The organism is Bacillus pretiosus (assembly GCF_052947655.1).
In genome coordinates, this window is record NZ_CM129593.1 from 3,051,662 (window position 1) to 3,066,510 (window position 14,849).

Genomic DNA, 14,849 nt, shown 5'->3' on the forward strand with positions numbered 1-14,849 from the left:
CATCCAAAATTAAGAGAATAAATGTTATCTACAAATTAACAATGAAGATTGTCTTTCTCCTCTCACTCTATAAACTTCCAAATGTTTTTCCAATTCCCTCTCATCACTTATTACAAGTAGCGTTTTCTTCACAAAGTTCCAATTTAAACTACCGGATAACCATAATAATGAAGAAAGCCTTTTATAATCATTTGATGTTAAAATATTATGGGCCTTATACCCTTCTAAAAATGCTCTAGCAACTTTCGAACATACTTCATGCGACTCTATTCCTTCTGTCCGGGAATACCATTTTATTAAAAAGGCTAAACCTTCAATACGATCTACATATCCAATCGATTCAAAATCTACAATCCCTTTTACACATTGATTCGAATCCCATATGACATTTAAAGGATTTAAATCAGTTTGTACTATATACTCTAGATCATTCGTATGTGCGCATTCTATATGATACTTAGCTAAATCCATATATCTCTGCAATTCCTTGCGTGTACCACCCTTATTTTCTAATAATCTTATAAACTCACCATATCCATCTAAATGAGATTTCTTTTGAAAAATCGGGCTTTGAAACGTACTAGAAATATCATGTATCTTTCTTGCTTCCTTTCCAAAGACTTCTGCCATCGTTTCTGTACAATAAGTGACATGTTCCCCTTCCATCCAAGTAGACAATACAAACCGGTACTGTTCCTCATTCCAAGTGAGTAATGTAAAGGACTCTCCCGCCCTATTCTCCTTAATCTGCATAAATGGAATTCCATGCTCTCGTAAATAATACGTAAACCGCACTTGCTCTTTCAATTGTTCATTTGATAACGTCCCAAAGGCCGGATTGATTGTTCGATCGCTATTTATAAACCGTGCTGAGTACCGATCTCCATTTACGATGATTTTATAGTGTAGATCGGTATGCCAACTGTTCGTATGTAGTTCTTCTTCAACTATTAATGTACGGATTTCTTTAAAATAGTTCATTAATACATCTTTAATTATATGTTTCATCCTTTTTTCCTTTCATGTGAAAATTTTTTATTACAAACTACTTTTTATAACCACTATCTCGATTATTATAAAAACCAAATTTTATTTATTATTAACTATCAATAGTGTTTTATATGTATAAATTTAATAAAAGGGGATGACTATTCTAACTATATCATCCTTACATAATATTCTACATTTGTTGAGATAGTTGTTGTAAACCAATGTAGTGGTGACTATCTATAGAAAAAAGAGCCAATCCCCTATACAATAGAAGATTGGCTCTTTCCTTTATTTACTCCCCTGTTTCAGAAAATCGTTTTATACGTTCTCCAATTTCATCGCGAACACGTTGAAATTCAGACCACTCTTTTCCTGCTGGATCATCGAATCCCCAGTGTACACGATTAACGTGCGGAGGTGTGGAAGGACAAACAGAATCTGCATGACTACAAAGGGTAACAACTAAATCAGCGTTATTTAAAATATTTGAATCGATTATATCCGATGTTTGATTCGTTATATCAATATTTACTTCATTCATTGCTTTAATAGCATTTGGATTTACTCCGTGTGCTTCAATTCCTGCAGAATATACATTCCACTTATCACCTACATATTGTTTGCCCCATGCTTCTGCCATTTGGCTTCGGCATGAATTTCCTGTGCATAAGAAATAGACTGTCTTTTTGTTTTCCATGTTGTTTTCCGCCTTTGTTTTTAAATTATACTGGTTGATCATTAAAATATTTACGCTTAAACCAAAAAGCGACATTTACAAGTGCAATCATTACAGGTACTTCCACTAACGGACCAATAACAGCTGCAAATGCTGCGCCTGAATGAATACCAAACACACCAACTGCTACAGCAATTGCTAACTCAAAGTTATTACTACCTGCTGTAAATGCTAACGTTGTAGTCACCGGATAGTTTGCACCAATTTTTCTTCCCATAAAGAAAGAAACAAAAAACATGACAATAAAATAGATTAATAACGGAATTGCTATTCTTACTACATCTAATGGTACGCTAACAATCATTTCCCCTTTTAAAGAGAACATAATGATGATTGTAAATAGTAGTGCCAGCAATGTAAGTGGACTAATCTTCGGTATAAACACCTTTTCATACCACTGTCTTCCTTTTAACTTAACGAGTACAAAGCGTGTCAACATACCTGCTATAAAAGGAATTCCCAAATAGATAAATACGGATTTCGCTACTTCTATCATTGTAATATCAACAATAGCCCCTTCAATCCCTAACCATTCTGGAATGACTGTTACAAACACGTATGCATAAACGGAGAAGAATAACATTTGAAATACTGAGTTAAAAGCTACTAAACCTGCAGCATACTCTTTATCCCCATCTGCAAGGTCGTTCCAAACAATTACCATTGCAATACAGCGTGCTAAACCAATCATAATGAGCCCGACCATGTATTCTGGCTTATCAGAAAGAAAAATAATTGCTAAAACAAACATAAGTACAGGTCCGATAATCCAGTTTTGTACTAAAGATAAAACCAATACTTTTACATCTTTAAATACACGGCCCATTTCCTCGTAACGAACTTTCGCTAATGGTGGATACATCATGACAATTAAACCGACAGCGAGTGGAATAGACGTCGTTCCAACTTGTAATTTATTTAGTCCGTCTACTACACTAGGAAACACAAACCCTAAACCAATCCCAACAGCCATAGCTAGAAAAATCCATAGCGTTAAATATCGATCTAGAAAAGATAAACGTTTCATTTTATTTTCCATCTCCTATTAACAACAAGAATTTTTTTCTACTACGTTAGAAGTCGTGCAACAAGAAGGCTCTTCAATTTTATGAACATCACTATGTGCTTTCGTATAAAAGAATTCCCACTCGTTCCCATCAGGATCTGTTACCCAAAACTTATCTTGAACTGCATAGCAACAAGTCGTATCCATCTCATCACGCGCAAAGAAACCTTCTTTTTCTAACCTTTCTTTATGTAATGTAATTTCTTCAGCTGTATCCACTTGGAAACCGAAATGATTTACCTGATTTCCCTTCACTTCATCTCTTACATTCAGTGTGAAATTAAGTCCTGGCGTCTCTAATAAAAATTTTGCATAATCCACTTTCACCTTAACTGGTGACACACCAAATACCTTTTCGTAAAATTCAATAGACTTCTCTAAATCCGTAACATTTATACCAACGTGAACATATCTCATAGCTAATTCCTCCTCTTTATATTTCATTAATCAATTTTTTTTGATTAATGGCGCAAAATTTTAACAGCAACTACCTTTGCCTGTTTTTCTAAAGATACAGCATAATTCTTCTGATAATAAATTATTTACTTCCGCATCATTTAAATCATAATAACTCCACGTACCTTTTGTTTCTTTTACAATTAAACCTGCATCTAATAAGATCTTTAAATGATATGACAACTTAGATTGCGTCATTTCAAAAATCTCTGTTAAATCACATACACAAGTCTGGCCTCGCTGGCAAAGTTCATACATAATCTCTAAACGCTTCTGATCCGCTAATGCTTTGAATTTTTTCTCATAGAGCTGAAAATCTTGTGCCACTGTAGTCACTCTCCCTTCATCAATTTTTTTTGATATTTATAGTATATACGCTGTTGAGTTCTTTATGCAACTTATTAATCAATTTTTTTTGATTTATCAAAAAAACTTCCTCTTCAAAATCTATACTTGAATACTTTTTCTTGCTCAATATAAAATAGCTTTCTTACAAATTAATACGATAATTTAATATTAACATGGTGCAGTTTCAGGGGTAAGTTATCAGAAAACATATGAAGTAAGCACTCTACAAATGATAATATATTAAATCTCGTTAAAACAAAAAGATATGTCCTAGTAGTATACCTAGGACATCCCCTTCATTTTATAATTTCTAGATTCTATACATCACTAACAATTGAATATACCTTCTGTCTAAAACATAGTATTATCATTAGCTGCCTCATTTGGAATCTCTTGAATTACATCCCAGTGTTCAACAATCTTACCATTCTTTATACGAAATATATCGACTATAGCAACTCCCTTATCTTGAGAATTAGTACGAGAATGTACATGAAGAGCAACTGTATCTCCTTCTACTACTACTCGTTTAATCTCTGCAGAAGAATTAGGATTTTTAACAAAGTCCTCCTTAAAGAAATCCATGAAGGCTTTTCGTCCGTCAGCAACAAAAGGATTATGTTGCTTATAATCTTCACTTACATATTTAGGGATAATATCGATATCATGTTTGTTAAAAACTTCATTATAGAAATCAACTACCATCTTTTTATTCTTTTCATTTTCTGTCGCTTCTTTCGATACCGATGCAACATTCTCACTCTTTATTGAGTGACCTTTGGTATTACCAGTTGAAGCTTGAAATATCAAAGTCGACACAATTCCTAAAATAAACACAGAAATAATTATTACTATTAAATTTTTCTCTAATTTCATTTATGCCTACCTCTTCTAATCGTATAAGTTATCTTCCATAACACGCTTGAGAAGTAGAAACCTTCCCAAAAATGTAATGTGAGGGGGAATGTTAGGAAATTACACTCCCCCTTATACAAGGCATGTTAGAAACTAATAACTCTAACTTAATACCTCATTAACAGTTGCACTGTCCACAATTTGAATAAACTTCTTAACCTTATCGTTCTCATCAAACTCATAAAGATGACAGAAATCTGCTATGAATGATTTCCCTGTTACTTTATATGTTCCACTATATTTTCCATACACGATAACAGTATCGTTATTAAAAGCATAAATTTCATCTTTAGCGTTATAGTTATCCCATTCCGTGCCAAGACGTTCATGTACATTTTTCACTACTGCATCAGGACCTGTATAAGTGCCCGCATATGGAAACCCAGCAGCTTCTGTCCAAGATACATTTTCACTTAAATACGTTTTGAAAGCATCCATTTTCCCCTCGCCAGTTAACACATACGTTTCATGTAATAGTTTTTGATATTTATTCATAGCATTAACCCCAAGGCATTTCTTTTGTTACAACTTTTGCACTTAATTCTAATACACCTTTATTTGCATAGTCTGGATATGCTGCTTCAAGTTTCGCTACAAAATCTTTTGAAGTTTTACTTTCCTCAGAAGCTTGAACCGCAGTTCTTAGGTAATCCATAGTTGCAATAATCGCTTGATTATCTAAGGATTTTTCAATTGATCCATGGCTAGGTACAATTATGTCAGCATTTAATGCTTGTAATACTTTCAAGTTCTCAATCCATGCCTCCATAGCCGCTTTTGAGCTAGTATCCGCTAAGAATACATGTATTTCGTTAAATACATCAATACCACCAATTAATACTTTTAGCTCTTTATTAAATAAGCTAGTTCTGTAATGATCTAAGCCTACTAGTTCAAATGTTAACCCCTGAAAATCAATCGTTTTTTCTTTAAACACTTGAGGTAATACTACGTTGCTTGGTGCGTTTTCTCCTAGGGCACCTTTCCAAACTTTTAATTTACCTAAGACAGAATGAACAATATGTTCAACAGTAGACTCTGTAGCATACGCTATAGCTTCTGGGTAAGCAGCCTTAATAACTTCTAATCCAAAGTAGTAATCAGGATCCCCATGAATAATAAAGATTTTATCTAAAGATAAGTCGTTTTTTTTCAGATACTCAACAATTTCTTTCGAATCAGATTGAGTAAATTTTGAGTTTATTAAAAATGCATGTCCCGCTTTCTCAACTAAGGTTGCAGTGACCATAAAACTTTTTTCGTCTGAACTAAACACCGTCAATTTCACATCTTTTTGATTTGTATCAATTGTTTTAAACATAGAATGTTATTCTCCTTTTGTTAAATTTATTTTCTAGTTAACATATTTTTATCTTGTTCCGACAGAAGCTCCCTCTTCAATTTACCTGAAAGTGTGATAGCACCAGCAAATAGGCGAGAGATGAATGTCGGTTGGTGTAAGCTAACATGTTTGCTACTATAGTCAATAGAAACATTAAAATTGGACTCTTTTTAAAAATAAGTTGAAACTATGACTGTTATAAAAAGGTTTAAGTCCATCCACTTCTAGCCTTTTTTAAAACGTTAAATGTTATATACTGTAACTTAAAATTCATTAATATAAATTTTTAAAACGCGCTTCAATTTTATCCGGCGTCATTACCCCACCACCAATAGGGATAATTTGATTATCCTTTTGTAAAAGTAATGAAGGATAACTATTAACACCAAGCTGTCGCACTTTATTGAAATCGTTTTGGACATCTATTATTGTTTCTTGAGCGTTTAAACGTTCTAATACTTGTTCAGGGTCCAAACCATGCTCGATTGCAATCTTACGATATGTTTCAGGATCACTCAGACTTTGGCCCTCATAATAAAACGCTTTTTGCATAGCCGCAGTGAATTCTAACAAACGGTCTGGTGCTAATGAGCGTAAAGCTGAAAAGCCAATTGCAGCATCTTTCGAATTCATTTTAAAAGTCCCTTCTTCCACCAATTTTTGATATGAAGGACCAAATTCTGCACCTGTAAGTTGATTAATTCTTTTATTCCCCTCTTCTATATATGAGAAATTTTTTATTGGTAAATCATCTAAAAATAATCCTCCACATAAAACCGTTAACGGCATTTCAGTGTGTTCTTTGTAAAATCCTTTAATACTTTCTGAAAATCCATAGCACCATCCACAATATGCGTCCCATACGTATATAAGATTATCTTGTTTCGTCTTCATTTAAATCCCCTACCTTTATTTTTATTAACCAGTCCAGCTATCACTTAAAATTCTCAGCTAACTTTTTGGTTTATATAAGTACATCTTTTTTATATCTTGTTCTTTTTTGAGTTACCTTACTATATTTTTCAAAACTAACCTTTCCCAAAAAGATTAGATAAGATTTCTAATGAAAGATAGCGCTGCACATCATTGCTCCAAAATAGAAGATACTAAAATTCGGAATATATCTTGATTTAAATATGTTAGTAACTTTCTACACCGGGCGATAACATGTGGACTACCATCCTTAATTAAATATATAAACCTTATTTTCACTTTAAATATCCATAAGTTGTAACTAACTCAATTACAACCTTATGTAACCATATTAGTTACAACTATAGTAGAAGTCAATTCTTTTTTAACAAAAACAATAAATTTCTACCCTAACGCTTTTAGAATTCTATTATTAAAAACTGACTTCTTGTTCTTAAATTTGTTAAAAAGCTTAGTAATTCCCTAAAAACATCACTAGTAAATATGGAACAACAAATTCAAGATAATTTACAAAACAAATAATATAAGTACCTCTTTCATGGCTTACCGACAGAGTACCAGTTCTAGTACATGGTTTTTTTCAAAGCATTACATTTTGTTTTTACCTTTAATAGAAACTACCTGATTAACTAAAACAGGAACTGTCCCACCATGACTTATAATTTTTTATCCCTGTACATTGTGCGGGAATTTTTTTCATAAAGAAAAGACACCCTAAAGTGCCTTCTTTCAATGTGAACCATCACAATTTCAATAGTAAGTATTGGACTCTCATCCAAATATACTTTTACCATGTTAAATTGTTTGATTCATTGAGGAATAGGGTTCAAATTTGGGTTAGCATCACATCGCTAACATACTAAGGTTTTATGCTACCCAAAAACAATGATTTTTACTCTGGGGATCTCAATTTTATTATTTGGGGATTTATGCTTTTCTTAGCTTGATAGCGATGTGGTAGGGCCCTATATTTGACTCTTTTTCTACACCTAGATATTCTAGAGTTCGTTCTAACATAAGTGCTGCCTGTTGACGTGTGAGTGTGCCATATGGCGTAAACTTAGTAGCTGAAACACCTCGGATAATTCCTGTATCGTATAGGGCTTGTACATCACAATACCGGCTGCGAACGTATTTACATCAAGAAGATTAATGGAGCAAATGATGATTGCCCTAAATTGGTTTGATAGCTGTTTTTGCAAAGTTTGAGCGTGATATTATTCTTTGAAATTCTCTTCTTAAAGATAATACGTAAATACAAACAAAACCAGCAAAACAACGTTCCTATGTCGTACTGGTTTTGTTGAAGTCCATTTTGAATTGTAGCTAGTTCAACGTAATTGCAAATTCTGAGTTCGGTGCCCCAGCAATTACAACCGTTCCATTCTTCGGCAGTTTTACTTTGTTATTGCCGCTCACGATGGTAAAGTTGACACATACTCCATTCTCATCATACACCGCGAACGCACCCTTCGATGGCAATGTCACGGTCATCCTTTTTCCTGCTGCCGCTTGCGGGATCGTAAACCATTTAGCATGCCCATTTGCTTGCAGAGTAACTTTGGATGATTGGCCAGCATCAAGTGGTTTTACGTTGTTTCCACTTACGTATAACAACCCGGCCATTTCCATATATTCATTGCCGCCTTCTGTATAGAAATGCGTTTCCGTCGTATCACGGCCATTCATCACGGGGATCTGGAGCTGATGCGCCGCGGTGTTCGGACCTGTAATTTTTCTGCCCTCCCAATAGCCCGCCAGGCCTTCCTTACGAATAATTTGTGTGGTAATAAGTTTCGGTTGTACGAGATATTCAATAGAACTAAATTTCTCATTCACGAGATAGAACTTGACACCTTCCCGCTTCGCCCATGCGGCAGCGGTTTTCTTCGATAGCACATTGTCTTCTAGTTTCTCGGCTAAATAGTGAGTCATCGCACCTTGCCCTAAGTCTGGTGTCGATTTATATGTGCTCTCCCTCAAATAAGTTCTTCCATTCTTCTCGGTGACAAAGTTGAGCTTAGAAGTACCCTTCTCATTAATAAAGCTTCCATCCACAGTATATACATATTTTTCTTCTCGATTAGATGGTAAGAACAGTTCTCCATTCTTCGTAATTTCAATTTTGAAATGAGTTTCGCTATTGCCATAAAAGCCCGCTTTCTTTGCCACGTCTTGAGGCATCTTGACCTTGACCGGCTTGCCAAAAGATTTGTTCGGCTTGATGTTCTTAATTGTCCCCTTCTCTTTAAGCACGGCGAGCAGCAATTCAGTTGCCAGCAGTTGATTTGTAGAGCTTCGTCCACCGGATGACAACACAGCCGCTGCCATTTTCTGTTCCGGAAGCACGACCAGTATAGCATGTTGCAGTGCCGTGTCGCCGCCCTTAGCCAAGCCTTTTATCCCATATTCACTGAATGGGTATAGTTTCACACTATCCCAGCCAAGACCATAGTTAAAAATATTATCTCCATCCCCCGGCCACATTCCTTTTTTATATTCCTCTTGCTCCATCGCCTTGACTACCTTATCAGAGAGAATCCCTTTTCCCTGTCCCATAAATAATTGTGAGAATCGTACCATATCTTCTGCCGTGGAAGAGACCCCTCCCGTACCAATCACATTCACCGATTCAATTGGAAGCTGCCCTTGGTACGCCGGAAAATAAAGTCCAGCCCGCTTTTCGTCTCTCCATTTGTCCTGCGGCGTTTTTGTATGATTCATCTTTAAGGGTTCTGTAAACCGTTGATGTAGAAATTCGGTAAAGCTCATACCGCTGACTCTTTCCACCAAAATTTCGGCCAGCGTAAAACCATCGTTGCAGTATACCGAGAACGCGCCAGGGTCTGCTTTCAGGCTCTGGTTGGACAATTGCTGCAACAAGAAATCATGGGAATAGGTATCATTATCGTTAAATAAAAATGCATTACTTAACGTGGAACCTTGCAAGCCGGAGGAGTGATTCAACAACATACGCGGGGTAATGCGTTTGTACCGCCCATCTTTCATCTTAAAATCAGGAACATAGTTAACCACAGGAGCATCCAAATCGACTTTTCCTTCGTCGACCAATTTCATTACAGCCGCTGTTGCATACATTTTACTGACTGAACCAATCCCGTATAGAGTATCTTTGGTTAGTGGCTGTTCCCCTTCCATATCGTTCTTTCCAGCCTGCCCCGACAAAGTAAGCTTGCCATTATCAATTAGCGCATACTGCACGCTAGTCGTCCCATGGGACTTCGTGAGTAGCGCAGCCTTCTCTGCTGCAATCTTCTTCAGCTCTTGGCTAGCTACTTCTACGTTAGATACAACTGTAGTCTTACTATCAGAAAATGCTTTCGCCCCTGTTGGTAGAATCATAGTTAGCGCTAATGTAGCGGCTAATACACCAGTTAGTTTATTTTTCATGAGGGAATTGCCTCCTTAGATAAGTGATCAATTTCATCATTTGTTTGTTTAACTATGAAAATATGATAAAATTTATCCGTTCTTCCTTTTGGCCTACTTGCTAAATTCAGCAAGTAAAATATTTTTAAAAGGATCAGGACTATCAGCATTAAGGCTGTTCAAATTGACAGCTAATGTATGCTTGCCTCCAAGTGTACCTCCAGCAAAAGTAACAAACCCTGGAATGCTACCTCCGTGTCCCCATATTGAGACACCGTTTGGAAGCTTAGTTTCATAGATTCCAAGACCATATCTGCCAAGTGCAACTTCTCCTGTTGGAACTGTAGTAAGCATTTGTTTTAGTTGCTGTTCTTTTATTAATTTACCTCCAAGTAAGTAAGAGAAGAATTTGTTTAAATCATCAGCAGTAGAAATCATATCTCCAGCCGAGCTCCCCATACTTGGGTTATAATACGTAACATCTTTTGGCTCACTTGCTCCGTCTAGTTGGATATATCCACGGGCATGCTTGGTTCCTGGAATCACGCTTGAATTGCCAGGTAAGAATGTATTCGATAATTCAAGCGGTTCAATAATCCGATTTTCAATCTCTTCCGCATAGCTGTTCCCGGTTACTGTTTCAATAAGGATCCCTAGTAATACGTATCCTGTATTTGAATAAGACCAGCTCTTTCCTGGAGCAAAATCTGGGGGCATCGAAATCCCCATCTTTACTAATTCTTCAGCCCTATACGATTTTTTTGTATCCATAAGATTAAAACTTTTTGACCTTGTGTATTCAGCGATACCACTTGTGTGGTTCAATACTTGCCGGATAGTAAACTGTTTATCATCATATCCGTTTCCTTGAATGACACCAGGCAACCATTTTTCAATAGAGTCGTCTAGATTCAAGCGGTTCTCTTCGGCTAATTGAAGTACAACTGTTGCCGTGAACGTCTTCGTCACGCTACCAATGCGAAAGCGAAAATCTGTTTTCATTGGTTTCTTGCTGCTCAGATTCGCTACCCCAGCGGCATAACTCCATGTTTTTCCACCCTCAGAAGTTTTAGCAAGTATCCCCGGGAATCCAAGTTGCAATGTATCCCGCACTGCTTGCTTGACAGAATTACGATCTCGTTGAGTACTTGTTTGTACCGAACTAGATACACTTTGAGTAGGTTCTGCTTTTACAATTAAGGTTGGCGTTGTGTATAACAGAGAACTTCCAGCTATTAAAAGGGCCAGACTTGCACATGTAATTTGACTACGTGTTTTCATAGGGCATCCCTCTCCTCTATTCATATTGTATAGGTGGTTTCTTGCTATTTCGTATTAACCACACAACTACCATCTCCACCAATGAAAAAAGGTCAACATTGAATTCGTAATCATCTTCATATTTATTATTTTTACAAACGCCATTCTGTCCTGGGTAAATCCCTCTTTTTCCACGTATATGTTAACCACATAAATTACTTCTTTTCCTTGAAACAGTCTTGTTACTGGTCTGTTTTTCATATATAAATCATATCTGTTCCGCCTTTCACGCTTCTTTATATTTTTATCATACACAATGAAAATTTCTTTTTTCTTACCCATTTCTTACAAATTACTTACTTTCAAAATCGCTTTTATAATAGGATAGAAGGAGCATCTGTGCCGTAAAGTTCAGTAAATATATTAATCAAAAAGAAACACAGTTTTTTTACTTCTGTGTTTCTTTTTACCATCCTTTTAAATATTAAGAGTCGATTTACCCTTAACAGGATGAATTCTGGCTCTTTTCTAATGTAATTTTTTTCTTGCAATACAACACAAATGACATTGTGCTGCATGAAACACTCCTAACGTTGTTAAAATCACTTGTTTTTAAGTCAAAATTTATTTAACTTAGGGCGGATACTCCATATCCATCAGCTTAAGAAAAATAAACGCCCTCAAAACGAAAAAATAAGCTACCTTCTCAAAGTAACTACCTGTAGAAAAAGAAAATGTTCATTTAGGAGATATATTAAAACCTTAGCTTGATAGTAATGTGGGGCTACCCCACATCCATCAACTTAAGGAGAATAAACGCCACCAAAACAAAAAAAGCCCCAAATTTTTCTCGAAAATAAGGTGGGGCTTTTGAACCAGAAAAGTATATTTTTAACTATGAAAACTACGGTAAATTTTTCCTTTTTTCTCTACTTGCTAAATTCAGCAAGTAAAATATTTTTAAAAGGATTAGGACTGTCAGTTCTACCCAAACTATTCCAATTGACAACCAACGTATGCTTACCTCCAAGTGTACCTCCAACAAGAGTAGTAAACCCTAGAATGCCACCTGTGTGTCCCCATATCGAGACACCGCTTGGAAGCTTAGTTTCATAGATTCCAAGACCATATCCATCGATTCCTTCTCTTCCTGTAGGAACTGTAGTAAGCATTTGTTTTAGTTGTTGTTCTTTCAGTAATTTGCCACCGAGCAAGTAAGAGAAGAATTTGTTTAAGTCGTCAGCAGTAGAAATCATATCTCCAGCCGAGCTACCTGCACTTGGGTTATAATAAGTAACGTCTTTTAGCTCACTTGCTCCGTCTGGTTGGTCATATCCACGGGCATGGTTAGTGCCTGGAATAACGCTTGAATTGCCTGGTAGGAATGTATTCGACAATTCAAGTGGTTCAATAATCCGATTTTCAATCTCTTCCGCATAGCTGTTTCTGGTTACTTTTTCAATAAGAATGCCCAGTAATACGTATCCTGTGTTTGAATAAGACCAGCCCTCTCCTGGGTCAAAGTCTGGGGGCAAAGAAACCCCCATCTTCACTAACTCTTTAGCCGTATACGATTTTTTTGTATCCGTAAAATCAGCGTCTTTTGACCTTGAGTATTCAGCGATACCACTTGTATGGTTCAATATATGCCGGATAGTAATCTTGTTACCATCATATCCATTTCCTTGAATGACACCAGGCAACCAGTCTTCGATGTAGTCGTCTAGATTCAGGCGATTCTCTCCAGCTAATTGAAGTACAACTGTTGCGGTGAACGTCTTCGTCACACTCCCAATGCGAAAGCGAAAATCTGTTTTCATTGGTTTCTTGGTTCTCAGATCCGCTATCCCAGCGGCATACCCCCACGTTTTTCCACCCTCAGAAGTTTTAGCAAGTATCCCCGGGTATCCAAGTTGCAATGTATCCCGCATTGCTTGCTTGACGGAAGTACGATCTCGTTGCGTATTTGTTTGTAACGAACTAGATACATTTTGAGTGGGCTCTGCTTTTACAATTGAGGTTGGTGTTGTATATAACAGGGAACTTCCAGCTATTAAAAGGGCCAGACTTGCACATGTAATTTGACTACGTATTTTCATAAGGCATTCCTCTTCTCTATTCATATTATATCAGTGTTTGTTTACTGTTCCTTACTTCCTGACAAGACTTAGGGAAAGGCCCTCACGCATATAGATTAAAGCCCCAGTACAAAGATATCTATCAATACCAACAATTTGAGCCATTTAAATCTCCATCCCTCCTATAACAAAATCATTCAAAGGTATGAAAGCATATTATGTACCCTTAGTTATTGTTAGGATTAACACAACATGAGACATAACCCCAACCCATATTTTACTTTATTTATCCATAATATGTATTGAGAAAGAATGTAAATTCGAATCCTTTCCGTCCCCCAACTATTGATCGTTTTTTTCACCTATTATAATTAGTTATTTAGAATTTCATAATAAAAACTGTAAAAAAAATAACGAGTCCCTTAACGTACAGGAAGCGGTTGAAAAATATGTCTAAACGCACAATTTTCTTTTTTTTGATATGGTGACCCCATCGCAATCAAGCTAAGGTTTTGAAGTACCCACTAAATGAACTTTTTCTTTCTCTACAGGTAGTTACTTTGAGAAGGTAGCTCATTTTTTGTTTTTGGGATGTTTACTTTTCTTAAGTTGATGGATGTGCGGTCGAACCCCTATGCATTTCATCAATCATTCCCTTGACTCTCCATTTATAGTACTGTATAGTACTAATATGAAAAAAAATACACTTACTAATAAAGATATTGCTCTGCAATCCGCTTTTACATTGTTTCTTACTAAAGGTTTTCTAGCAACAAGCATGGACGACATAGTCGCACATAGCAAAGTTTCAAAAACGAACATTTATTATTATTTTAAGAGCAAGGAGGAGCTGCTGCTCGCTATTGTTAATCAGTTGATAGAACATTACGAGCAGCGAATTAATTATATTGTGTCTCAAACTGAGCCCACCGTTCAAGAGAAATTAGAAGCGGTACTCCACATTTTAAGCGATACTATTGAACAAAATAACTACCTTGGCGGTTGTCCTTTCCTGACTCTGTATACACAGACGCCTATTGACGCGGTTGAAATTAGAGATAGAATCAAGAGTTTTTTTGAAAAACAGCTGCATGGTGTTGAATTGATTTTAGCCCAAGGGATTGCACGACAAGAACTAAAGAAAGAGCTACCCGTTAAACAAACAGCTATGTTGATTGTCTCCTCTATTGAGGGTGCTCTCTTCTTGGCTCAAGCTTCTAACAACCAAGATATGATCAAAAATTTATTTCCTACTTTAGCTTCCATGCTAAAGTAATATTTTTAGATGCATTAGTACTAATTAGTACTATAAAATAATAAAGGAGTGTTTTTATT

At 36.1% G+C, this 14,849-nt stretch carries 13 protein-coding genes and 1 pseudogene; 1 reads left to right on the plus strand and 13 read right to left on the minus strand.

Translation table 11 applies throughout. The features are described from left to right. Window positions 1–24 precede the first annotated feature (24 nt). The 13 genes and pseudogenes from ACU8YW_RS15675 to ACU8YW_RS15735 all read right to left on the minus strand — a co-directional run bounded on the left by ACU8YW_RS15675 (window position 25) and on the right by ACU8YW_RS15735 (window position 13,535). Window positions 25–1,008, minus strand: coding sequence for a phosphotransferase enzyme family protein (locus ACU8YW_RS15675; RefSeq protein WP_426933995.1), 984 nt, complete (start codon window positions 1,006–1,008; stop codon window positions 25–27). Window positions 1,009–1,282: 274 nt separating this feature from the next. Next, window positions 1,283–1,687, minus strand: coding sequence for an arsenate reductase (thioredoxin) (gene arsC, locus ACU8YW_RS15680; protein ID WP_088063945.1), 405 nt, complete (start codon window positions 1,685–1,687; stop codon window positions 1,283–1,285). 25 nt (window positions 1,688–1,712) lie between these two features. Then, on the minus strand, window positions 1,713–2,753 hold the full coding sequence (gene arsB, locus ACU8YW_RS15685; RefSeq protein ID WP_426933996.1) for an ACR3 family arsenite efflux transporter: 1,041 nt from the start codon (window positions 2,751–2,753) through the stop codon (window positions 1,713–1,715). An 18-nt stretch (window positions 2,754–2,771) separates the two neighbouring features. Beyond that, window positions 2,772–3,209: an ArsI/CadI family heavy metal resistance metalloenzyme gene (locus ACU8YW_RS15690; RefSeq protein WP_087984492.1), complete on the minus strand. Its 438-nt coding sequence runs from the start codon at window positions 3,207–3,209 to the stop codon at window positions 2,772–2,774. Between the two features lie 60 nt (window positions 3,210–3,269). Next, on the minus strand, window positions 3,270–3,575 hold the full coding sequence (arsR, locus tag ACU8YW_RS15695) for an arsenical resistance operon transcriptional regulator ArsR (protein WP_000046014.1): 306 nt from the start codon (window positions 3,573–3,575) through the stop codon (window positions 3,270–3,272). Between the two features lie 372 nt (window positions 3,576–3,947). After that, entirely contained in the window at window positions 3,948–4,472 is a 525-nt protein-coding gene (locus ACU8YW_RS15700) for a nuclear transport factor 2 family protein (protein ID WP_087984491.1), read from the minus strand. A 141-nt stretch (window positions 4,473–4,613) separates the two neighbouring features. Continuing rightward, window positions 4,614–5,006, minus strand: a complete 393-nt coding sequence (locus ACU8YW_RS15705; RefSeq protein WP_426933997.1) for a nuclear transport factor 2 family protein — start codon at window positions 5,004–5,006, stop codon at window positions 4,614–4,616. 4 nt (window positions 5,007–5,010) lie between these two features. Then, on the minus strand, window positions 5,011–5,832 hold the full coding sequence (locus ACU8YW_RS15710) for an MBL fold metallo-hydrolase (protein ID WP_060486499.1): 822 nt from the start codon (window positions 5,830–5,832) through the stop codon (window positions 5,011–5,013). A 294-nt stretch (window positions 5,833–6,126) separates the two neighbouring features. Continuing rightward, on the minus strand, window positions 6,127–6,747 hold the full coding sequence (locus ACU8YW_RS15715) for a DsbA family protein (protein WP_060486498.1): 621 nt from the start codon (window positions 6,745–6,747) through the stop codon (window positions 6,127–6,129). 966 nt (window positions 6,748–7,713) lie between these two features. Further along, window positions 7,714–7,884, minus strand: a pseudogene (locus ACU8YW_RS15720) (hypothetical protein); the annotation flags it as partial. Window positions 7,885–8,112: 228 nt separating this feature from the next. Next, the gene (locus tag ACU8YW_RS15725) at window positions 8,113–10,197 is read right to left on the minus strand and encodes a serine hydrolase domain-containing protein (RefSeq protein WP_088063950.1); all 2,085 of its coding nucleotides are present in this window, start codon (window positions 10,195–10,197) and stop codon (window positions 8,113–8,115) included. A 93-nt stretch (window positions 10,198–10,290) separates the two neighbouring features. Then, window positions 10,291–11,457, minus strand: coding sequence for a serine hydrolase domain-containing protein (locus tag ACU8YW_RS15730; RefSeq protein ID WP_088063951.1), 1,167 nt, complete (start codon window positions 11,455–11,457; stop codon window positions 10,291–10,293). Between the two features lie 908 nt (window positions 11,458–12,365). Continuing rightward, on the minus strand, window positions 12,366–13,535 hold the full coding sequence (locus ACU8YW_RS15735; protein WP_088063952.1) for a serine hydrolase domain-containing protein: 1,170 nt from the start codon (window positions 13,533–13,535) through the stop codon (window positions 12,366–12,368). A 670-nt stretch (window positions 13,536–14,205) separates the two neighbouring features. Between ACU8YW_RS15735 and ACU8YW_RS15740 the strand changes: the two genes are divergently transcribed. Then, complete coding sequence (locus ACU8YW_RS15740; RefSeq protein ID WP_223270628.1) at window positions 14,206–14,790, plus strand: TetR/AcrR family transcriptional regulator; 585 nt, start codon at window positions 14,206–14,208, stop codon at window positions 14,788–14,790. Window positions 14,791–14,849: the final 59 nt, after the last annotated feature.

What these genes read in the sequence shown, in the direction of transcription:
- arsB (WP_426933996.1), bottom strand. Translation starts at nt 2,753, where the DNA reads ATGAAACGTTTATCTTTTCTAGATCGATATTTAACGCTATGGATTTTT.
- ACU8YW_RS15690 (WP_087984492.1), bottom strand. Translation starts at nt 3,209, where the DNA reads ATGAGATATGTTCACGTTGGTATAAATGTTACGGATTTAGAGAAGTCT.
- ACU8YW_RS15705 (WP_426933997.1), bottom strand. Translation starts at nt 5,006, where the DNA reads ATGAATAAATATCAAAAACTATTACATGAAACGTATGTGTTAACTGGC.
- ACU8YW_RS15710 (WP_060486499.1), bottom strand. Translation starts at nt 5,832, where the DNA reads ATGTTTAAAACAATTGATACAAATCAAAAAGATGTGAAATTGACGGTG.
- ACU8YW_RS15700 (WP_087984491.1), bottom strand. Translation starts at nt 4,472, where the DNA reads ATGAAATTAGAGAAAAATTTAATAGTAATAATTATTTCTGTGTTTATT.
- ACU8YW_RS15675 (WP_426933995.1), bottom strand. Translation starts at nt 1,008, where the DNA reads ATGAAACATATAATTAAAGATGTATTAATGAACTATTTTAAAGAAATC.
- ACU8YW_RS15715 (WP_060486498.1), bottom strand. Translation starts at nt 6,747, where the DNA reads ATGAAGACGAAACAAGATAATCTTATATACGTATGGGACGCATATTGT.
- arsC (WP_088063945.1), bottom strand. Translation starts at nt 1,687, where the DNA reads ATGGAAAACAAAAAGACAGTCTATTTCTTATGCACAGGAAATTCATGC.
- ACU8YW_RS15740 (WP_223270628.1), top strand. Translation starts at nt 14,206, where the DNA reads ATGAAAAAAAATACACTTACTAATAAAGATATTGCTCTGCAATCCGCT.
- ACU8YW_RS15725 (WP_088063950.1), bottom strand. Translation starts at nt 10,197, where the DNA reads ATGAAAAATAAACTAACTGGTGTATTAGCCGCTACATTAGCGCTAACT.
- ACU8YW_RS15735 (WP_088063952.1), bottom strand. Translation starts at nt 13,535, where the DNA reads ATGAAAATACGTAGTCAAATTACATGTGCAAGTCTGGCCCTTTTAATA.
- ACU8YW_RS15730 (WP_088063951.1), bottom strand. Translation starts at nt 11,457, where the DNA reads ATGAAAACACGTAGTCAAATTACATGTGCAAGTCTGGCCCTTTTAATA.